Raw genomic sequence first — 17,912 nt, 5'->3', positions numbered from 1 at the left:
CGCCACGGCCTCCACCGCTCGGCCGGTCACCGGGAGGTCAGTCCGCGATCGGCAGGTAGACGCGATTGCCCGCTTCGGCGAACTCGCGGGACTTCTGGAGCATGCCCTCCTCGATCTCCTCGCTCGAGGCGCCGTCGGTGCCGAAGCGCTCGCTGATATCGCGGCTGATCTTCATCGAGCAGAACTTCGGCCCGCACATCGAGCAGAAGTGCGCCGTCTTGGCGGGTTCGGCCGGGAGGGTCTCATCGTGGAAGGAGCGTGCCGTGTCCGGGTCGAGGGCCAGGTTGAACTGGTCCTCCCAGCGGAACTCGAAGCGGGCGTCGGACAGGGCGTCGTCCCACTCCTGGGCGCCCGGATGGCCCTTGGCCAGGTCGGCGGCGTGCGCGGCGATCTTGTACGTGATCACGCCGGTCTTGACGTCGTCCCGGTCCGGCAGGCCGAGGTGCTCCTTGGGGGTGACGTAGCAGAGCATCGCCGTGCCCCACCAGGCGATCATCGCCGCGCCGATACCCGAGGTGATGTGGTCGTAGGCGGGGGCGATATCCGTGGTGAGCGGGCCCAGGGTGTAGAAGGGCGCCTCGTCGCAGATCTCCTGCTGGAGGTCGACATTCTCCTTGATCTTGTGCATCGGGACATGGCCCGGGCCCTCGATCATGGTCTGGACGCCGTGTTCCTTGGCGATCCGGTTGAGCTCACCGAGCGTGCGCAACTCGGCGAACTGCGCCTCGTCGTTGGCGTCCGCGATCGACCCCGGACGCAGTCCGTCGCCCAGCGAGTAGGTGACGTCGTAGGCCGCGAGGATCTCGCAGAGTTCCTCGAAGTGGGTGTAGAGGAAGCTCTCCTGGTGGTGGGCCAGACACCAGGCCGCCATGATCGAGCCGCCGCGCGAGACGATGCCGGTCTTGCGGCGGGCGGTCAGCGGGACGAACGGCAGCCGGACGCCCGCGTGCACCGTCATGTAGTCGACGCCCTGCTCGGCCTGTTCGACGACCGTGTCCTTGTAGATCTCCCAGGTCAGCTCCTCGGCCTTGCCGTCGACCTTCTCCAGGGCCTGGTAGAGCGGCACGGTGCCGATGGGCACGGGGGAGTTGCGCAGCACCCACTCACGGGTGGTGTGGATATTGCGGCCGGTGGACAGGTCCATGACCGTGTCGGCGCCCCAGCGGGTCGCCCAGGTCATCTTCTCGACCTCCTCCTCGATGGAGGAGGTCACCGCGGAGTTGCCGATGTTGGCGTTGACCTTCACCAGGAACCGCTTGCCGATGATCATCGGCTCGATCTCCGGGTGATTGACGTTGGCGGGCAGGACGGCCCGGCCCGCCGCGATCTCCTCCCGGACGACCTCCGGGGAGACGTTCTCGCGTACGGCCACGTACTCCATCTCGGCCGTGATCTCGCCCCGCCGGGCATAGCCGAGTTGGGTCACCCGGGCGCCGTCCCGGCCGCGCCGCGGCTGACGCGGACGGCCGGGGAAGACCGCGTCGAGATTGCGCAACCCGCCCCGGGGCGAGGTGTGTTTGAGCCCGTCGTCCTCGGGCCGGACCGGACGGCCCGCGTACTCCTCGGTATCGCCGCGGGCGATGATCCAGTTCTGCCGCAGCGGGGCGAGTCCGCGGCGGACATCGGTGTCGATCTGGGGGTCGGTGTACGGACCGGAGGTGTCGTAGAGCGTCACATCGCGGCCATTGGTGAGGTGCACTCGGCGGACCGGGATCTGGAGGTCCGGGCGGGAACCAGTGATATATCCCTTATGCCACCCGATGTCGGTAGCGTTCTCGCGCATGCGTGCGTCCTGCTGAGTCATGAGACCCACTCCCTACGCCGGCATTACCCGGTAACAGGTTCAGCGGTCGGCGCAGCTGTCGCGTCAGCGCCCTCTCAGCCCGGTGCTCCGAGCTCCCGCGTTTGCAAAGGTGCCCCCACGCTAACGGGTCTCCGGCGGAACTGAACAGGGGGCCCACCCCGCTCACGGCGAGTTGCGATGATGCGGGCGTGACCTCGACACCCCAGCACCCCCAGGCAGGACGGGACGGCCCGCCCGCCCCGGATCACCACGACGACGGCCAGGGCCATGCGCACGGCGCCGGCCACGGCCACTCACATGCCCACGGCCCGGCCACTCCCGTCTCCTCCCGCCTCCGCAAGGTCATCGCGGCGGTGCTCATCCCCTTCGCCGCGGCCGTGGCCGCCGGGCTGATCGTGCTCTGGCCGGGCGGCACCCCCGATCACTCGGCGGGGCAGCGCAGCGGACTCGGCTTCGACCAACAGACCGTCTCCGGAAGGGTGGTGAAGGTCGAGGAGGTCAACTGCGCGGCCGTGGGCGCCCAGCCGCGGCAGCCCGCCGAACCGGGTCAGGACAGCGCGGCACAGAACGGCGGCGGTGGAGCGGGCGGCGGGAAGGGCCGCTGTGAGAAGGCCACCGTCGAGGTCACTTCGGGCAAGGACAAGGGCCGCCGGTTTCCCGAGATCATCCAGCCCAGTTCCTCACGGAAGCTCAGCGCCGGACAGGAGCTGAAGCTGGCGTACGCGCCCAAGGCGCCCGAAAACCTCCAGTACTCCGTCTCGGACGTGGACCGGTCGATGCCGATGGCGCTGCTCGCCGGGCTCTTCGCGCTCGCCGTCGTGGCGGTCGGACGGCTGCGCGGGGTCTTCGCGCTGGTGGCACTGGCCATCAGCTTCGGGGTGCTGACCCTGTTCATCCTCCCGGCGATCCTCCAGGGCTCCAATCCGCTGGTGGTCGCGGTCATCGGGGGCAGCGCGATCATGCTGATCGCGCTCTATATGTGCCACGGGCTGACGGCGAGAACCTCCGTGGCGGTCCTCGGCACCCTGGTCTCGCTGCTGCTGATCGGCGTGCTGGGCTCGGTGTTCATCGGCTGGGCCAGCCTGACCGGGAACACCGACGACCAGACCGGTCTGGTGCACGGTCTCTACCCGGACATCGAGATAAGGGGTCTGCTGCTCGCGGGCGTGATCATCGGCTCGCTCGGGGTGCTGGACGATGTCACGGTCACCCAGACCTCGGCGGTGTGGGAGCTGCGGGACGCCGACCCGGCGGCGAGTCGGCGGAAGCTCTACGCGTCGGCGATGCGGATCGGGCGGGACCACATCGCGTCCGTCGTCAACACACTGGTGCTGGCGTACGCGGGCGCGTCGCTTCCGCTGCTGCTGCTGTTCTCGATCGCGGACAGCGGTGTGGGCACGGTGGCGACGAGCGAGATCGTCGCGGAGGAGATCGTACGGACGCTCGTGGGCAGCATCGGGCTCGTCGCCTCGGTGCCGGTGACCACGGCACTGGCCGTGCTCGTGGTCTCCGCGGACCGCGCACCGCTGGGCGCGGCGGCGCCCGGGAAGCCCGTCGAGGGAGCGGAGGTCCCGGGCCAGCCGGGACCGCGCGTCGGCCGGGGCGGACGCGGTAAGCGCCGCCGGGCGCGGGCGCGTTGAGCCACGGCATCCGGCCAGGGGGCGCCATGGCGCACGGCCAGGGGGCGCGGCGCATCCCGTGCCCCCTGCCGGACAGGGCCTAACCCGCGTACCGGTCCTCGGCGAGGATGCGGTCCAGTTCCGCGTCGAGGTCACCGACCGGATCGCAGGCCTTGGGCTCCTCGCCGAACGGGACCAGCCGGTCCGTACGGTCCAGGAAGGCCACCAGCGGGGCGGCTCCGGCCCGGAACAGGGCCCGCTCGCTGCCCACTTGGAGCCTGATGAAGACATCGGAGAGGCCCTCGGGCGCGGCGGGCGCGATCCGCACATCGCCCTCGCCGGTGGGTCTGCTCAGCCCGTCCAGCAGCAGTTCACGGGCGAACGCCCAGCTCACCGGGGCGTCACCGGGCAGATGGAAGGTGATCTCCACCGCGTACGGATCGCCGCTGTCATAGGACAGCTCCACCGGGATCCGGAAGGAGAGGTCCTGCGAGACCAGGAAGGTCATCGTCACTTCCGCCTGGACTGTGTCACGCATGTCACGCATCGTTCGCCGCCCCGAGTTGTTTGCGAGTGGCCAGGTGTGAGCCGATCGGCAGGGAGTTGAAGGCTTGGCCGACTCTGGAGCGTAGCGACTCGATTGCGGGGCGGAGTCGGTTTGCCTCATGTGAGGGAACGGAAATCGCCAGTGTTGCCGTGGCGGAGGCGGTGTGCGAGCCCGCGGAGGCGGTCGGCCGGAGCGCCGCGGGCGGGCGATCGCGCTTGTCACGCTGATCCGGGCGGCACCCGGCCGGAGCGCGGGAGTTCGGGGCCGGCTCACCGGCCGTATCGATGTTCGCTGTCGTCAACAGGCACCCCCGGGGTGTGTTGCGAGGCAGACGCCGCGTAGGAGAACGCCGAGGACTCGCACTCTAACGGGAGGGGTGCCACGGGGCCGGTGTCCGCCCCGCGGTGTCCCTCGCGCGGCGTATCCGCGCGGGGGCCGGGCCACACCGGCCGGAGGCTCAGCGGCCCCGGCTCACCAGTCGCCGCGGGAGGACGAGGAGGAGCTGAACTTCCGCACCAGGTAGATCAGCCCGGCGATCAGCGCCACCAGCAGCAGCGCCTTGAAGACCAGCTCGACGACGAACCCGACCACGGCCATGATCAGTCCGCCGAATATGGCCAGGACGAGAACCGGTATCACGACCCAGGTCACCCACCACGGCAAGCCCTGGAATATGCCCTTCGTGGCCACGCTGATCCCTGCTTTCCTCATGAGCCCGGCCGGTCTTCGGTCCGGTCGCCGTCGGCCGGGTTTCCCCTGCCATCGATGCTAGGGCGGGACGGAAGCCCGCGGCGCTTCCACGACCCCTGTCCTCCCCTGACCGGACCCCTACGGGACCGGAATACGCGCCTCAGCTCTCAGGTGGAGAGAACACGACCATGACCCGCAGATCCTCGGTGATGTGGTGGAACTTATGCGCCACCCCGGCCGGTACGTAGACCACGCTGCCGCGTGCCACCTGGGTCGTCTCCATCCCGACCGTGATCGACGCCCGGCCGCTCTGCACCAGGTAGACCTCGTCCTGGGCGTGCGGCGACTGCGGATCGCTCTGGCCCGCGTCCAGCGCGTACAACCCCACGGACATGTTCCGCTCGCGCAGGAACTGCAAATACGCGCCATCGTTGGCGGCCCGCTCCGCCTCCAGCTCATCCAGCCGGAACGCCTTCATCTGTCTCTCCACCCCTGCCTGCCGGGCCCCTGACTGTTGCGGGGCCTGTCTGCGACGATCTCAACCATGAAGAATTTTCTCGTCAAGACGCTCGCGAACGCCGGCGCCCTCGGCGTCGCCATCTGGCTGCTCAAGGACATCACGCTCACCGGTGAGAACACCGGCCGCAAGACGCTCACCCTCATTCTGGTCGCCCTGGTCTTCGGCGTGGTGAACGTGGTGGTGAAGCCGATCGTCAAGGTGCTGGCGTTCCCGCTGTTCATCCTGACCCTCGGGCTGATCACCCTGGTGATCAACGCCCTGATGCTGCTGCTGACCTCCTGGACGGCCGGAAAGCTGGATCTCACCTTCCATGTCGACGGGTTCGGCACGGCCTTGCTCGGTGGCCTGATCATTTCCATAGTCGCCTGGGCGCTCCACATGGTGCTGCCCGACGACGACTGATCACAGCCGGGGATGATGGGAAGCATGAGAGTTCCGCCGCCCTACCGTGTCTGCTTCGTGTGCACCGGCAACATCTGCCGCTCACCGATGGCCGAAGCCGTGTTCCGCGCCCATGCCCGGGAGGCCGGTCTCGACGGCCGGGTCGAGGTGGACAGCGCGGGGACCGGCCCCTGGCACGAGGGCGACGGGGCGGATCACCGCGCCGTGGCGGTGCTCACGGCCCACGGCTATGAGCAGAATCACATCGCGCGGCAGTTCCGCGCCGAGTGGTTCGACCGGCTCGACCTGGTGATCGCCCTGGACAGCGGCCATCTGCACGAGCTGCGCGCGCTGGCCCCGACCCCGCGTGACGCCGCCAAGGTTCGGCTGCTGCGCGGCTACGACCCGGACGCCGATCCGGACGCTCTGGGCGGCCTCGATGTGCCGGACCCCTATTTCGGCGGGACGGACGGCTTCGAGACGTGCCTGGAGATGGTCGAGGCGGCGAGCGGCGGACTGCTGGAGGCGGTCGGCGAGGCCCTCGCCGCCAGGGATCCGGACACGGACACGGACGACGGCAACGGCGACGGGCCGGGCGCCGACCCCGCCGCCGGGAAGGAGGCCGTATGACCGGCGACGGCACCCGCGCCGTGCGCGCCGGACTGCCCGAGGCCGAGGCATACGCACCGACGCTGCCCGGCCCGGTCTTCGCCGCCCACTACCACCTGCCCGGTGACGCCACCGGCCCGTACACCTACGGCCGGGACGCCAATCCCACCTGGACCCTGCTGGAGCGGGCGATCACCGAGCTGGAGGCCCCGGGCTCCGAGGCCGCGACGGTCGCCTTCGCCTCCGGTATGGGCGCGATCTCGGCGGTCCTGCTGTCCCGGCTGCGCCAGGGCGATACGGCCGTCCTGCCGTCCGACGGCTACCAGCTGCTGCCCGCCCTCATCGAGCGTCTGGAGGGCTACGGCATCACCGTGCGCACCGCGCCCACCGCGAACGACGCCCAGCTGGCCGCCCTGGACGACAGCGTGAAGCTGCTGTGGCTGGAGACCCCGGCCAATCCGGGCCTGGACGTCTGTGACATCCGCCGTCTCGCCGAGGCCGCCCATGCGCACGGTGCGCTGGTGGCCGTCGACAACACCCTCGCCACCCCGCTCGGTCAGCGCCCCCTGGAGCTCGGTGCGGACTTCTCCGTCGCCAGCGGCACCAAGGCGCTCACCGGCCACGGCGATGTGCTGCTCGGCTATGTCACCTGCCGCGATCCGGAACTTGCCGCCTCGGTCCGCGCCTGGCGCAAGACCGTCGGCGCGATCCCGGGTCCCATGGAGGCCTGGCTCGCGCACCGTTCACTGGCCACCCTCCAGCTGCGGGTGGACCGGCAGTCCGCGACCGCCCTCGCCCTGGCCGAGGCGCTCGGCGGCCGGTCCGAGGTCACCGGGGTGCGCCATCCCGGACTGCCGGACGATCCCGCGCATCCGGTGGCGGCGGCGCAGATGCGCGGCGGGCGCTTCGGCTGCGTGGTCTCCTGCACCCTCCCGGACAAGGAGCACGCGGAGCGGTTCCTCACCGGGCTGCGGCTGGTGGACGACGCCACCAGCTTCGGCGGGGTGCGCTCCACGGCGGAGCGGCGCGGACGGTGGGGCGGTGACGCGGTCCCGGAGGGGTTCATCCGCCTCTCGGTCGGCGCGGAGGACCCGGACGATCTGATCGCCGACGTACTGCGGGCGCTCGACGGGGCCCACACCCCGGCGGATGGCTGAAAGCAGCTGGGTACATGGGTGCGGGCGTCTCAAGCCTCCCCCCTCGTGGCTTGAGACGCCCCGGTGCTCCGCATGGAGAACCGCTTGATTAAGGCTAGTTGACTCAGCGTCAGTGTCCAATCACAGTAGGGACATGGACCTATCGGCATATTTATAGTTGCCATGCGGCGGAGGTGCGTCGAGACGAGGGGAACGCATGGATCTGGCCCTCTTGCGCACATTTGTGATGGTGCACCGGGCCGGGTCATTCACCCGCGCCGCCGGACTGCTCGGGCTCTCCCAGCCCGCCGTCACCGGTCAGATCCGCACCCTGGAGAGACAGCTCGGCCGTCCGCTCTTCCTGCGCACCGCGCGCGGCGTCGTCCCCACCACCGTCGGCGAGGAGCTCGCCCATAAGGTCGCCCCGCACCTCGACGCGCTGCTGGAGGTCGCCGAGGCGGGTCTCGACGACAACGCTCCCCTGCGCACCCTGCACCTCGCGGGACCACCGGAGTTCACCGCGCTGCGCGCCCTGCCCGCGCTCACCGCGCTGGTCGCCCAGGGGCTCGCCGTGCGGTGCGCCTTCGGCAGCGCCGAGGAGGTGTTCGAGGGGCTGAGCGCGGGCCACCACGATCTGGCCATCGCCACCTGCCGGCCGCGCGGGCGGCTGCTGGAGGCCGCGCCGCTGTGCGACGAGGAGCACGTACTGATCTCCTCCCCGCGCTGGGCCGCCCGGCTCGGCGGCCCCGCCGTGATCCAGGTCAAGGGCGCCGCTGTGCTGGAGGCGCTGCCGGTCGTCGAGGTGCACGAGAGCCTGCCCCTGGTCAATCGCTACTGGTCGGCCGTCTTCGACACCCGGCCGGTCACCTCCGGCACGATCATCGCCCCCGATCTGCGGGCCGTGCTCACCTGTGTCGCGCGCGGCGCCGGGGTCGGTGTGCTGCCCCGCTACCTGTGTATGGACGCGCTGGACGCCGGGGAGGTCGTGGCGCTGCTCAATCCGCCGGTGCCGCCGCTGCGCACCTACTTCCTGGCGGTGCGGACCGGAGCGCTCGCGCTGCCGCATATCGCCAAGGCGTACGAGTGGCTGCTGCGCTCCGCTGTGGACTGGTGAGTAGCTGGTTTCATCGGCGGACGGCTGCGGCAGATGTCCTGCATGACCGAACGACCCGTGGTCAAGCGCACCGCCCGTGCCATCCTGCTCGATGGCGAGCCCGATCCCCGGCTGGTTCTGATCAAGCGGACCAAGCCCGGCCGGGCGCCGTACTGGATCACTCCCGGCGGCGGTGTGGAGCCCGAGGACTCGACCGTCGTCGACGCCCTGCACCGCGAGGTGGACGAGGAGCTGGGCGCGAAGGTGACCGACGTGGTGCCCGCCTTCGTCGACACCGTCCCGTACCCCGGGGAGGGCGAGGAGGGTCCGGAAGGCGTGAAGGTGCAGCACTTCTTCGTCTGCCGGCTGGCCTCGATGGACCTCTCACGGCGGCACGGCCCGGAGGTGGACGAGCCCCGCGGGGAGTACGAGGTGGTGCGCGTCCCCTTCACCCGCGAGGGCATCGCCTCGGTCGAGGTGGTGCCGCCGTCGCTGCGCGCCTATCTCGACGCCAATATCGAAGGGGTGCTGGCGCTGCTGGCCGACGACCTCGGCTGAGCCCGTACGCGTACGCGCGGGGCCCGAGGCGCGTACGGCGCCGCGCGCGGGGCTCAGCGGAACGAGCGCTTCCGAGCAGCCCTCAGCGGAACCAGCCGCCGAACGGCTGCTGGCCGCCCGCGTGCGCGGCCCGCTGCCGCGCCTCCGCGAGCACCCGCTCGGCCTCCTCGCGCCATGCCTCGGGGCGCTTCGGCTCCGCCGCTCCGCCCGCCGCCGCGCGCTCCCGCGACGTCCGGCCCGGCGTAGCGCGGCGTCCCTCGCGGGCCTCGGCCGCGGCGCCGAAGAAGTCGCCGCCCTTGCGCTTGACGTCGTCCGTGCCCCAGGCCCGCTCGGGTTCGTCGACGCCCCGGTCCCGGCCCTCGTCGCGGCCCCGGCCCTCGTCGTCGTCCTCGTTTCGGGCCTCGTCGCGGTTGCGCTCATGGCCGCCGCCGCGCCGCTGCGCGGGCACCTTCTGAAGGTGCGGGATGTGCTTGGCGCAGTGGATGTACGCCTCCTCCACCGTCACCTCGACCCACACCACGGCCCGCCGCCCCGGCACCGGGTCGACCGGAAGGCCGGAGTGGGCCGCGCGCATCTCGGCGTCCTCCACCACCCGGGCCCGGCCGTTGACATGGAGGCCGATCCGGTCCCGCAGGAAGTCGATCATGAGAATGCCGAGGTGCGGGTTCTCCTCGATATTGCCGAGGCTGGCGAGTACCCCGTTCCCCCGGTACTCGGGGTAGGCCACGGTGCGCTCGTCGATCACTCGCAGGAACCCGGGCGGCCCGGCCCGGAAGGTGCTGTCGCACTCCCCGTGCCGGTCGGCGGTGGCCAGGAAGAACATCTCCTGGCGGCCGATGAACTCCCGCATCCGGACATTGAGGTGGTCCAGCACCTGCTCGTCGTAGAAGCGGTCGGCCCGGTCGGCGGTGCCCAGACGCGCCTGTAGCGCGTGTTCGCCATCGCTGCCCGGACGTCCGGTGCGGACCGGGCGCTCCTCGCTGTCCACCGTCTCTCGTCCCCGTTCCCGATCGCCGTTGATCGTCCTTGCTGACCACTTGCTGACCGCATGCCGGCTGTTGGTTCGTGGCCGTCCGCCTCCGGACCGTGGCTCCGGCCCGTCCCTAACCCCCGGCGGCCACCAGTTCCTCGATCGAGTCGTGCCGTATGCGGTGGGACGGGATGCCGATGCCCCGCAAGGTGTCGACACCGCTGCGGATCATCCCGGGCGGCCCGGAGAGATACGCGTCGAACGCGCCCCAGGGGCCGTACTCCCGCACGGCGTCCGGGAGTCTGCCGCTGAGTCCGTTGGTCGGTCCGTCGGAGACGACCGGGCGGACCGCGAGCCAGGGGTGCGCCTGGGCCAGCCGCAGCATGGTGTCGATGTCATAGAGGTCGTAATCGTTGCGGGCGCCGTAGAAGACCTCGACGGTCCGACGGCGGCCGTGCTCGGCGACGTCCTCGACCATCGCCTTGATCGGCGCGATCCCGGTGCCGCCGCCGAGGCAGAGCAGTCCGTTGTCGCTGGAGTGGTCCACCGTCATCGAACCGGTGGGCGGCCCGAGCCGGATCACATCGCCGGGGCGGGCCCGGTTCACCAGCGCGGACGACACCCACCCGGCCGGAACCGCCTTGACGTGGAAGGAGAGCAGCCCGTCGGAGCGCGGCGCGGCGGCGAAGGAGTAGTGCCGCCACACCCGCGGCCACCACGGCGTCTCGAGGGAGGTGTACTGACCGGCGAGGAAGGGGTACGGCTGGTCCGGCCGGACGGTCACCACGGCGATGTCGGAGGTCCGCCGCTCATGCTCGACCACCTCGGCGTGCCACCACGGCGGAGCCTGCCGCTCGTCCTCGGCGGCCGCGTCGATCATGATCTGGGAGATCGCGGTGTAGGCGCGGACCCAGGCCGCCTCGGTCTCCGCGCTCCAGGAGTTGACCGCGTAGTGGGTGAGCGCGCCGATCAGGCACTCGCCGACCGCCGGGTAGTGCTCGGGCTGGGTGCCGTACTTGCGGTGCCCGCGGCCGAGCCCGCCGAGGTACGTGGTGAGCACCTCGGGGTCGTCGACCAGCTTGGCGGAGGTCAGCAGCGCCTTGAAGAGCCGGTCGCGCTGGGCGTCCATGGCGGCCGGGAACAGCGGCCGCAGCTCGGGGTGCTGGACGAAGAGCAGCGCGTAGAAGTAGGCGGTGACCTTGTCGCTCACCGGCTCGATCTCGGCCATGGTGCGGCGCAGCAGGATCGCGTCGGGAGAGGCGTGCTCGGACGCGGTGAAGGTGGCGCCGGTGTCCGGGGATTCGGGCGGCACGGAGTCGGGCGGCGTGGCGCCGGTCGGCGCGTCGTCGGGCGAGGCGGAGTCGGTCGCCGGGGAATCGGGCCTCGGGAAGCCGGACGCCGGGAAGTTGGACGCCGGGGTTCCGGGCGCGAAGGGGCCGGGGCCGGGGCCGCGGTTTCCGGGTGCCGGGCGGGCGTTCTCGGGGGCGGGCGCCTCGTCGGGGCGCTGGTGCTCCTCGCGCCGCCAGGGGGTCTCGGCGGCCGGGGCCGCGGGCGCGGCGGGCGGGGCTGCCTCGGCTTGCGGGGCGGAGTCCTCGTGCCGCGCGGGCGAATGCGGCGTGGGCGCCGCGGGTGGCGCCGGGGGCTGGGTGCGACGTTCGGCTCCCGTGCCGACCGGGCGTATCGGGTTCACCGGCCGCCGTGGCGGCCGCTCCTCGGTCTCCCGGTCCGGAGCGTCCCGGCCCGGGGCAGGGGACTGGTCCTCGGCCGGTTTCCTGCTCGGGGTGAACCAGCCCCATTCGCCACTGTTTCCGCCGGAACCGTCGTTACCGGCCGACGACGTGGTGGTCGGAGCGTCCATGGTTGCCTCGCCTCGAACATCTTCCTGTCGGTCTTCGCACTTCCGCAGCCGGAAAGTGCCCGCAATTCACCGCTCTGGCGCGCTGGTTCACGTGAGATTGATCCTGTCGTCCCGCTCCATAACTCTCTGTCCAAGCAGCTTGCCACGCGTGTTCTCGGCAACGGCAACATGCCCGAAGTCCAGGAAACGGGGACTGTGTTCCCGTTAGGCTGGTTGGCCGGGGTTGCCCGGTTGCGGGCAGGTCCCGCCGCAGCGTCCTGGGCGGAACCGGACTCGACCCTACCGGGCGCCATTAAATCCACAAGCCCCGTGCGCGGCCCTCCATTACACCCGCCAACTCTGGTAATACCCGTAGTTACCGCTGGTTCCCTGTCAATTCGTAGGCACCCCAAAGATCACGTCCGGTATACGCACACGATGCGATATCGCTCACATGGTGGTCGCCGTTCACCGCGACCGAGTGCGGAACTACGGCGAACAGCGCGGCGTCCGACATCGAATCGCCGTAGGCCACACAGTCGGCCCTGGCAAGCCCGAACTTCGCGCAGAGTTCATCCGCGATACGCACCTTCGCGGCCGGGGTGAGGATGCCCGCGGGATCCAGCGGCTCCCGGAACGGCACCGACGGCCAGGCCGAACCGTGTGTGGCGTCCGCGCCCCACTCCAGCAGCCGTTCCACGAAGAAGCCCGGTGACAGCGAGATCACCGCGCAACGCTCGCCGCGCCCCCGGATATCCGCCCATACCTCACGTATGCCGGACAGCCACGGCGCCCCCTCGAAGGCCGCCGTCACCTGCGCCTCCGTCAGCTCCGCCCACAGCGCGCAGGCCCGCTCCGCGAACCGCGCGGTGCTCAGCCGTCCCTCCGCGAAGGCCCGTTCCAGCTCGCCGATCTCCCGCTCCAGGCCGAGCTGGCGGGAGATCTCGATGGCCGCGGCCGAACCGTGGATCAGGGTCCCGTCCAGATCGAACAGATGCAGTCTGGTCATGCCAGCCGAGCGTAGAGGCATATGCGGCCGAGCCGCCTCCGGGAGTACCCGGGGATACTCCCGCCGTCAGACGCCGGAACCGCCGCGCCGCGCGACCGTGAGGGACATGCGGCAACTCAAGCGTCCCGTCCGCCGGGCCCTCCTCGTCGTCCACGTCGTCGTCTCAGCCGCCTGGCTGGGACTCTCCTTGGGGCTGCTGGCCCTCGGCATCACCGGCGCCACCGCCGGTTCGACCGAGGCCGCCGGGGCCGCGTACCGGTCGATGAACGTCATCGGCGACTGGCTCCTCATCCCCGTCAGTCTGCTGGCCCTGGTCAGCGGGGTCGTCCTGTCCCTGGGCACGCCCTGGGGGCTGGCCCGCCACCGCTGGGTCTACGTGAAGTTCTGGCTGACGCTGGTGACCACCGGCGCCACGGCCTTCGCGCTGCGCCCGAGCATCAACGACGCCGTGGCCGACGCCGCCGCCGGCCGGGAGGTCGAAGCCGCCGGAAGTCTGGTGGCGGCCCCGACCGTCAGCCTGAGCGTCTATGTCTTCCTCACCGCGATCTCGGTGATCAAGCCTTGGGGACTCACCGCCCGAGGCCGCCGCCTCCGCATGGCCCGCCGCTGAGCGCGGGGCTAGGCCGTCGGGGGCTGGCGCGGGGCCGTCGGAGGCTTGGCGGAGGGGCGGCGGGGTCCGGTAGTCCGGAAATATTTGCAAACGCGGTCAATTTCGGCGTTGGACTATCCTGGAACGCGGCTCACCGCCGAGCCACCGGCCCACCCGGGCCATCGAGCCAGCGAAGGAGAGGTTCCATGCCGGACGAGCCGCATGGCACCACCGCCCCGGCGTGCACCGCCACCCCGGCCACCGGGCAGACCCTCGCCCAGGGCTGGTGCGCCCTGTCCTCCCTGCACAGCCGCATCGAGACGCATATCGAGCGCGCCCTCCAGGCCGGGCACGGGCTGAGCGTCCGCGAGTTCTCGGTGCTCAACGTGCTCAGCGGCCAGCACGACGGCGAGGGCGGCCATCTCCAGATGAAGCAGGTCGCCGACTCCGTCGTACTCAGCCAGAGCGCCACCACCCGGCTGGTGACCCGGCTCGAGGACCGCGGTCTGCTCGCCCGCTACATCTGCCCGACCGACCGCCGCGGGATCTACACCAACGTCAGCCCCGAGGGGCTGAAGCTGCTGGAGGAGGCGCGGCCGACGAACGACACCGCGCTGCGCGAGGCGCTCGAGGAGGCCGCCCGGCGCCCCGAGCTCGCACCGCTGGTCGCCGCCGTCGAAGGGCTCTGGACCCCCGCCCCGGCGTAGCGGCGGGCCCGGCGCCGGACGGCGCCGCACGGGCTGGCCGTAGGCTCACGGTCGTGAGCGACTTCGAGATCCGGCGCGCGACCGCCGAGGACATACCCGACATCGTGGCGATGCTGGCCGACGATCCGCTCGGCGCCCAGCGCGAGTCCCCCGACGACCCCTCGCCCTACCGCGCCGCCTTCGAGCGGCTGGACGAGGACCCGAACCAGCGGCTGGTCGTCGCCGTTCGGGACGGCCGGACCGTCGGCACCCTCCAGCTGACCGTGATCCCCGGACTGTCGCGGCGCGGCGCCACCCGCTCGATCATCGAGGCGGTCCGGATCCACGGCGACGAACGCGGCAGCGGGCTCGGCACCCGGCTGATCGAATGGGCCGTGGCGGAGTCCCGCCGCGAGGGCTGTGTCCTGGTGCAGCTCACCTCGGACACCACCCGCATCGACGCCCACCGCTTCTACGAGCGGCTGGGCTTCGAGGCCAGCCACATCGGCTTCAAGCTCCCGCTGTCATAGCGGACGACTGTCGGGGCGGACAACTGTCTTGACGACGGCTGTCTCAGGGCAGGTCGTCCGGTCGACGCAACCGGTCTCGGCCCGGTTGGGCGCCGGGGCGCTGGTCGGGGGCGGCCCCGCCGGAGGTGGTCAGAGGGTGCGCCAGCCGCCCGGGTCGACACCGCCGGGCACCGCGCCGTCCGGCGCGTACGGCTCCCGCGTGAACACGAAAGTCCCGAGGTCGAGATGGGCGGGGGCGCCGTCCTCGCCCGCCACCACACGCAGGGTCTCCCCCGCGTAGTAGCCGTCGAGTCCGGTCCAGGTGCCGTCCGGCTCGGCACGGAAGCGGGATCCGCGGCCCTTCCCGCCGACCGGGGACAGCTCCACCGCCCGGTCCGCGCGCAGCCGCAGCAGATACGGAGTGGCGCCCCAGTACCAGGGCCCGGTGAGCGCCAGCAGCGCCGGATCGGCCTCCGGCAGCGGCCGCCAGCGGGCGGGGATCAGCGGCTCGTGCTCGGCCACGATCCGCACCAGGTCGGCGCCGACGGCGCCGACGGCGGGCCCGGCGGTGACGTTGGCCAGCGCGATCCCCGCGAGCCGGTCCTCCTCGCTCACCCACAGCGCGGCAAGGAACCCCGGCATGGAGCCGGTGTGGCCGTAGAGGAACCGGCCGTCGCGCCGCGCGAGTTGCGTCCCGAGGCCGTAACCGCCGTCCCAGTCCTGGCCGTCGGGGGCGGCGGCGGGCGTCCGCATCTCGGCCAGCGTCCCGGCGCCGAGCACCCGGTCGTCCCCGTCGAGGAGGAAGGCGGCGAACCGGGCCAGGTCGGCGGCGGTGGACCACAGCTGCCCCGCGGGGCCCATCCGCCCGGTGTCCTCGGCCGGTTCGGGCAGCAGCACATCCGCCCAGGGGTGCACGGCCCATCCCCCGGCGTACGGGGAACGCGGCCGCGTGGACGTACGCGCCATCCCCAGCGGCTCCAGCACCTCGTCCCGCAGCACCTCGTCCCACGGGGCACCGCGCAGCCGCTCGACGAGCGCGCCGAGCAACGCGAAACCGGGGTTGGAGTAGTGGTGGCGGCGACCGGCGGGGTGAACCATCGGACGGTCGCCGAAGAGATCCGCCGTCTCGGGCCGCAGGGCGCCGGGCGTCCGCTCCCACCAGGGGCCGCGTGGCTCGGCGGCCAGGCCCGAGGTGTGGGCGAGCAGTTGGGCGACGGTCGCGCCCTCGGCCTCCGGCACCTCCAGGTGCTTGACCAGCGGATCAGCCAGGTCGAGCAGCCCCTCGTCACGCAGCCGCAGCACCAGCACGGCCACGAAGACCTTGGTGAGCGAGCCGATGCGGTACTGGGTGTCGGCGTCCGGAGCGAGGCCGTCCACCCCGCTGCGCGCCCCCGTCCACACCAGCCGTCCCTCCCGCATCACGGCGCCCACGAGCGACGGCGCCCGGCCCTCGCGCTGGCCGATCGCGACACGGCGCAGCAGGGCACGGCGGGTGGCGGGCAGCAGGTCCGCCCATGCGGCGGCGTCATCCGGTGCGGTCGCGGTCATGCCCGCACCCTATGGCCGAGGGTCACCGGGTGGGAATCACTCTGGCCTTGACGCCGGGGTCAAGGTCTACCGTCCCCATATGCGGATCGGAGAGCTGGCCGAACGGGCGGGTACCACCACCCGCACCCTGCGCTACTACGAGTCGCTCGGACTGCTGCCCGCGCGGCGCACGGGCAATGGCTACCGGGCGTACGACGAGGACGACCTGCGGCTGCTCCAGGAGATCCGCATGCTGCGCGACTTCGGTATCGGCCTGGAGGAGACCCGGCCGTTCCTGGAGTGCCTGCGCTCCGGCCATCCGGCCGGTGACTCCTGCCCCGCCTCGCTCGAGGTGTACCGGCGCAAACTGGCCGAACTGGACGACTGCGTCGCGCGGCTGACCCGGGTGCGCCAGCGGGTGGAGGAGCAGTTGGCCGAGGCGGAGCGGGCGCGGGCGGCGCTGGAGGCGGACGCGACGGCGCCGGGGGGAGCGCCGGAGCCGCGCTGCGCGCTGACACCGGCCGCAGCCCTCAACACCCCCGGAGAAGAACCCGGCGGAGAACCCCGAGGAGAAGGAGACTGAGATGACGGCACAGACGCCGACCGCGGGACTGCCGCGGACCGGGGGAGTGGCCACGGTCACGGACGAGACGTTCGCGGCGGAGGTACTGGCGGCCGGGGTACCGGTGCTGGTGGAGTTCACCGCCTCGTGGTGCCCGCCGTGCCGGATGATCGCGCCGGTGCTGGCGGAGATCGCCCGGGAGGAGGCACACCGGCTGAAGGTGGTGGAGCTGGACGTGGACGAGAACCCGCGCACCACGGCGGCGTACGGGGTGCTGTCGATGCCCACGCTGATGGTGTTCCGGGCGGGTGAACCGGTGCGTTCGATGATCGGCGCCCGGCCCAAGCGCCGTCTGATGGCGGAGATCGCGGACGTGCTGTAGCGGGCGGGGTGGTGTCCGGGGGTTGAGGCTGTCTTCAGTCACTTTGCAAAGTCGGCTACTTTGCGAAGACCTTGGCAAGCGGCTCCTGTTCGGAGGCGTCGGGGCCACGGTGTCGTCCACGGCGTACGTGGCGCACGTGGCGGAAAAGGGGAGACAGCAATGTCCGTTCGGCACGACGGGTCCCGTCCCATGGACCGGCGAGTCCGTCTGGGGGGCCAACCCGTGGACACCTATCCCGCTCTGCCACCGGAGGCGGAACGGGGTTCGGTGCGCCGGATCACGGTGGTGGGCGAGGAGATCCTGAGCCGACCGTGCCGTGAGGTGACCGAGTTCGGCACTCCGGAGCTGTCGGCCTTGATCGACGACATGTTCCTGACGATGCACGTGGCCGACGGTGCGGGCCTGGCGGCCAACCAGGTGGGAGTCGATCTACGGCTCTTCGTCTACGACTGCCCGGACGACGAGGGGATCCGGCACGTCGGCCACCTCATCAACCCCGTCCTGCACCTGCCCGACCCGGGTGATCGCCGGCTCGTGGACGAATCCGAGGGCTGTCTGTCCGTGCCCGGTGCCACGATGGCGGTTCCGCGCACCGACCGTGCCGTCGCCCATGGGTTCGACAAGGACGGCAGCCCTCTTGTCATCGAGGGGACGGGATACTTCGCCCGGTGTCTCCAGCACGAGAGCGATCACCTCGTCGGCCATACGTATCTCGACCGGCTCGCCACACGGGACCGCAAGGACGCGCTGCGGCAGATGGCGGACCGCCGCGAGGACGTCTTCGCGCGGCGTGCGGCCAAGGCGGCCGGCCTGGGCCGGTGAAAGCAACTGACGCGTCGCCCACAGCGTCTACCACCATGAGGTGAGTTCGGGCTCCGGCTCGG

Annotated in this window: 20 protein-coding genes and 1 riboswitch; of the genes, 12 read left to right on the top strand and 8 right to left on the bottom strand. The window is 71.5% G+C overall.

From position 1 onward, the window contains the following. Nucleotides 1-37 precede the first annotated feature (37 nt). Nucleotides 38-1,804, bottom strand: a complete 1,767-nt coding sequence (thiC, locus tag AB0C66_RS21685) for a phosphomethylpyrimidine synthase ThiC (protein WP_362440813.1) — start codon at nucleotides 1,802-1,804, stop codon at nucleotides 38-40. Beyond that, nucleotides 1,797-1,913: riboswitch (TPP riboswitch) on the bottom strand. It overlaps the preceding gene by 8 nt. Before the next feature lie 79 nt (nucleotides 1,914-1,992). Here thiC and AB0C66_RS21680 point away from each other — a divergent pair. After that, on the top strand, nucleotides 1,993-3,444 hold the full coding sequence (locus AB0C66_RS21680) for a YibE/F family protein (RefSeq protein ID WP_362440810.1): 1,452 nt from the start codon (nucleotides 1,993-1,995) through the stop codon (nucleotides 3,442-3,444). A gap of 79 nt (nucleotides 3,445-3,523) precedes the next feature. Here the strand turns inward: AB0C66_RS21680 and AB0C66_RS21675 are convergent, their stop codons facing one another. From AB0C66_RS21675 to AB0C66_RS21665, 3 genes are all read right to left on the bottom strand, one after another. Further along, nucleotides 3,524-3,961, bottom strand: a complete 438-nt coding sequence (locus AB0C66_RS21675; protein ID WP_362440807.1) for an SsgA family sporulation/cell division regulator — start codon at nucleotides 3,959-3,961, stop codon at nucleotides 3,524-3,526. 480 nt (nucleotides 3,962-4,441) lie between these two features. Next, on the bottom strand, nucleotides 4,442-4,681 hold the full coding sequence (locus AB0C66_RS21670; protein ID WP_362440804.1) for a DUF5326 family protein: 240 nt from the start codon (nucleotides 4,679-4,681) through the stop codon (nucleotides 4,442-4,444). A gap of 139 nt (nucleotides 4,682-4,820) precedes the next feature. Beyond that, complete coding sequence (locus AB0C66_RS21665; protein ID WP_362440801.1) at nucleotides 4,821-5,138, bottom strand: cupin domain-containing protein; 318 nt, start codon at nucleotides 5,136-5,138, stop codon at nucleotides 4,821-4,823. Nucleotides 5,139-5,204: 66 nt separating this feature from the next. Between AB0C66_RS21665 and AB0C66_RS21660 the strand changes: the two genes are divergently transcribed. From AB0C66_RS21660 to AB0C66_RS21640, 5 genes are all read left to right on the top strand, one after another. Next, nucleotides 5,205-5,582: a phage holin family protein gene (locus AB0C66_RS21660; RefSeq protein ID WP_362440798.1), complete on the top strand. Its 378-nt coding sequence runs from the start codon at nucleotides 5,205-5,207 to the stop codon at nucleotides 5,580-5,582. 24 nt (nucleotides 5,583-5,606) lie between these two features. Next, the gene (locus AB0C66_RS21655) at nucleotides 5,607-6,191 is read left to right on the top strand and encodes a low molecular weight protein-tyrosine-phosphatase (RefSeq protein WP_362440796.1); all 585 of its coding nucleotides are present in this window, start codon (nucleotides 5,607-5,609) and stop codon (nucleotides 6,189-6,191) included. After that, on the top strand, nucleotides 6,188-7,327 hold the full coding sequence (locus AB0C66_RS21650) for a cystathionine gamma-lyase (protein WP_362440793.1): 1,140 nt from the start codon (nucleotides 6,188-6,190) through the stop codon (nucleotides 7,325-7,327). The genes AB0C66_RS21655 and AB0C66_RS21650 overlap by 4 nt, the downstream gene beginning before the upstream one ends. Nucleotides 7,328-7,523: 196 nt before the next feature. Next, complete coding sequence (locus tag AB0C66_RS21645) at nucleotides 7,524-8,420, top strand: LysR family transcriptional regulator (protein ID WP_362440790.1); 897 nt, start codon at nucleotides 7,524-7,526, stop codon at nucleotides 8,418-8,420. Between the two features lie 42 nt (nucleotides 8,421-8,462). Further along, a complete protein-coding gene (locus tag AB0C66_RS21640) occupies nucleotides 8,463-8,957 on the top strand; it encodes an NUDIX hydrolase (RefSeq protein WP_362440787.1) in 495 nt (164 codons plus the stop codon). An 82-nt stretch (nucleotides 8,958-9,039) separates the two neighbouring features. On the opposite strand, the gene AB0C66_RS21635 is transcribed toward AB0C66_RS21640, so the two are convergent. The 3 genes from AB0C66_RS21635 to AB0C66_RS21625 form a co-directional block, all read right to left on the bottom strand. Beyond that, entirely contained in the window at nucleotides 9,040-9,945 is a 906-nt protein-coding gene (locus tag AB0C66_RS21635) for a pyridoxamine 5'-phosphate oxidase family protein (RefSeq protein WP_362440784.1), read from the bottom strand. 115 nt (nucleotides 9,946-10,060) lie between these two features. Next, nucleotides 10,061-11,785 (bottom strand): globin domain-containing protein, encoded by a 1,725-nt coding sequence (locus AB0C66_RS21630; RefSeq protein ID WP_362440781.1) that lies wholly within the window; start codon nucleotides 11,783-11,785, stop codon nucleotides 10,061-10,063. 355 nt (nucleotides 11,786-12,140) lie between these two features. Next, complete coding sequence (locus tag AB0C66_RS21625) at nucleotides 12,141-12,773, bottom strand: HAD-IB family phosphatase (RefSeq protein WP_362440778.1); 633 nt, start codon at nucleotides 12,771-12,773, stop codon at nucleotides 12,141-12,143. A 106-nt stretch (nucleotides 12,774-12,879) separates the two neighbouring features. Between AB0C66_RS21625 and AB0C66_RS21620 the strand changes: the two genes are divergently transcribed. The 3 genes from AB0C66_RS21620 (at nucleotide 12,880) to AB0C66_RS21610 (ending at nucleotide 14,578) form a co-directional block, all read left to right on the top strand. Beyond that, complete coding sequence (locus AB0C66_RS21620; protein WP_362440775.1) at nucleotides 12,880-13,383, top strand: DUF2269 domain-containing protein; 504 nt, start codon at nucleotides 12,880-12,882, stop codon at nucleotides 13,381-13,383. Between the two features lie 185 nt (nucleotides 13,384-13,568). Continuing rightward, nucleotides 13,569-14,069, top strand: a complete 501-nt coding sequence (locus AB0C66_RS21615) for a MarR family transcriptional regulator (protein WP_362440772.1) — start codon at nucleotides 13,569-13,571, stop codon at nucleotides 14,067-14,069. A gap of 53 nt (nucleotides 14,070-14,122) precedes the next feature. Beyond that, on the top strand, nucleotides 14,123-14,578 hold the full coding sequence (locus AB0C66_RS21610; RefSeq protein ID WP_362440769.1) for a GNAT family N-acetyltransferase: 456 nt from the start codon (nucleotides 14,123-14,125) through the stop codon (nucleotides 14,576-14,578). Nucleotides 14,579-14,707: 129 nt separating this feature from the next. Here AB0C66_RS21610 and AB0C66_RS21605 read toward each other — a convergent pair whose 3' ends face one another. Further along, nucleotides 14,708-16,105, bottom strand: coding sequence for a serine hydrolase domain-containing protein (locus AB0C66_RS21605; RefSeq protein WP_362440766.1), 1,398 nt, complete (start codon nucleotides 16,103-16,105; stop codon nucleotides 14,708-14,710). A gap of 79 nt (nucleotides 16,106-16,184) precedes the next feature. Here AB0C66_RS21605 and AB0C66_RS21600 point away from each other — a divergent pair, with 79 nt between their 5' ends. From AB0C66_RS21600 to def, 3 genes are all read left to right on the top strand, one after another. Next, nucleotides 16,185-16,667 (top strand): MerR family transcriptional regulator, encoded by a 483-nt coding sequence (locus AB0C66_RS21600; RefSeq protein ID WP_362440764.1) that lies wholly within the window; start codon nucleotides 16,185-16,187, stop codon nucleotides 16,665-16,667. Between the two features lies 1 nt (nucleotide 16,668). Then, the gene (gene trxA, locus AB0C66_RS21595; protein WP_362440761.1) at nucleotides 16,669-17,028 is read left to right on the top strand and encodes a thioredoxin; all 360 of its coding nucleotides are present in this window, start codon (nucleotides 16,669-16,671) and stop codon (nucleotides 17,026-17,028) included. A 159-nt stretch (nucleotides 17,029-17,187) separates the two neighbouring features. Then, nucleotides 17,188-17,850, top strand: coding sequence for a peptide deformylase (gene def, locus AB0C66_RS21590; RefSeq protein WP_362440758.1), 663 nt, complete (start codon nucleotides 17,188-17,190; stop codon nucleotides 17,848-17,850). Nucleotides 17,851-17,912 lie beyond the last annotated feature (62 nt).

It is taken from the genome of Streptomyces sp. NPDC048636, assembly GCF_040650655.1.
Lineage (GTDB): Bacteria > Actinomycetota > Actinomycetes > Streptomycetales > Streptomycetaceae > Streptomyces.
Note: the sequence above shows the minus strand (reverse complement) of the source record. Positions and strands in the feature narration are given on the sequence as shown.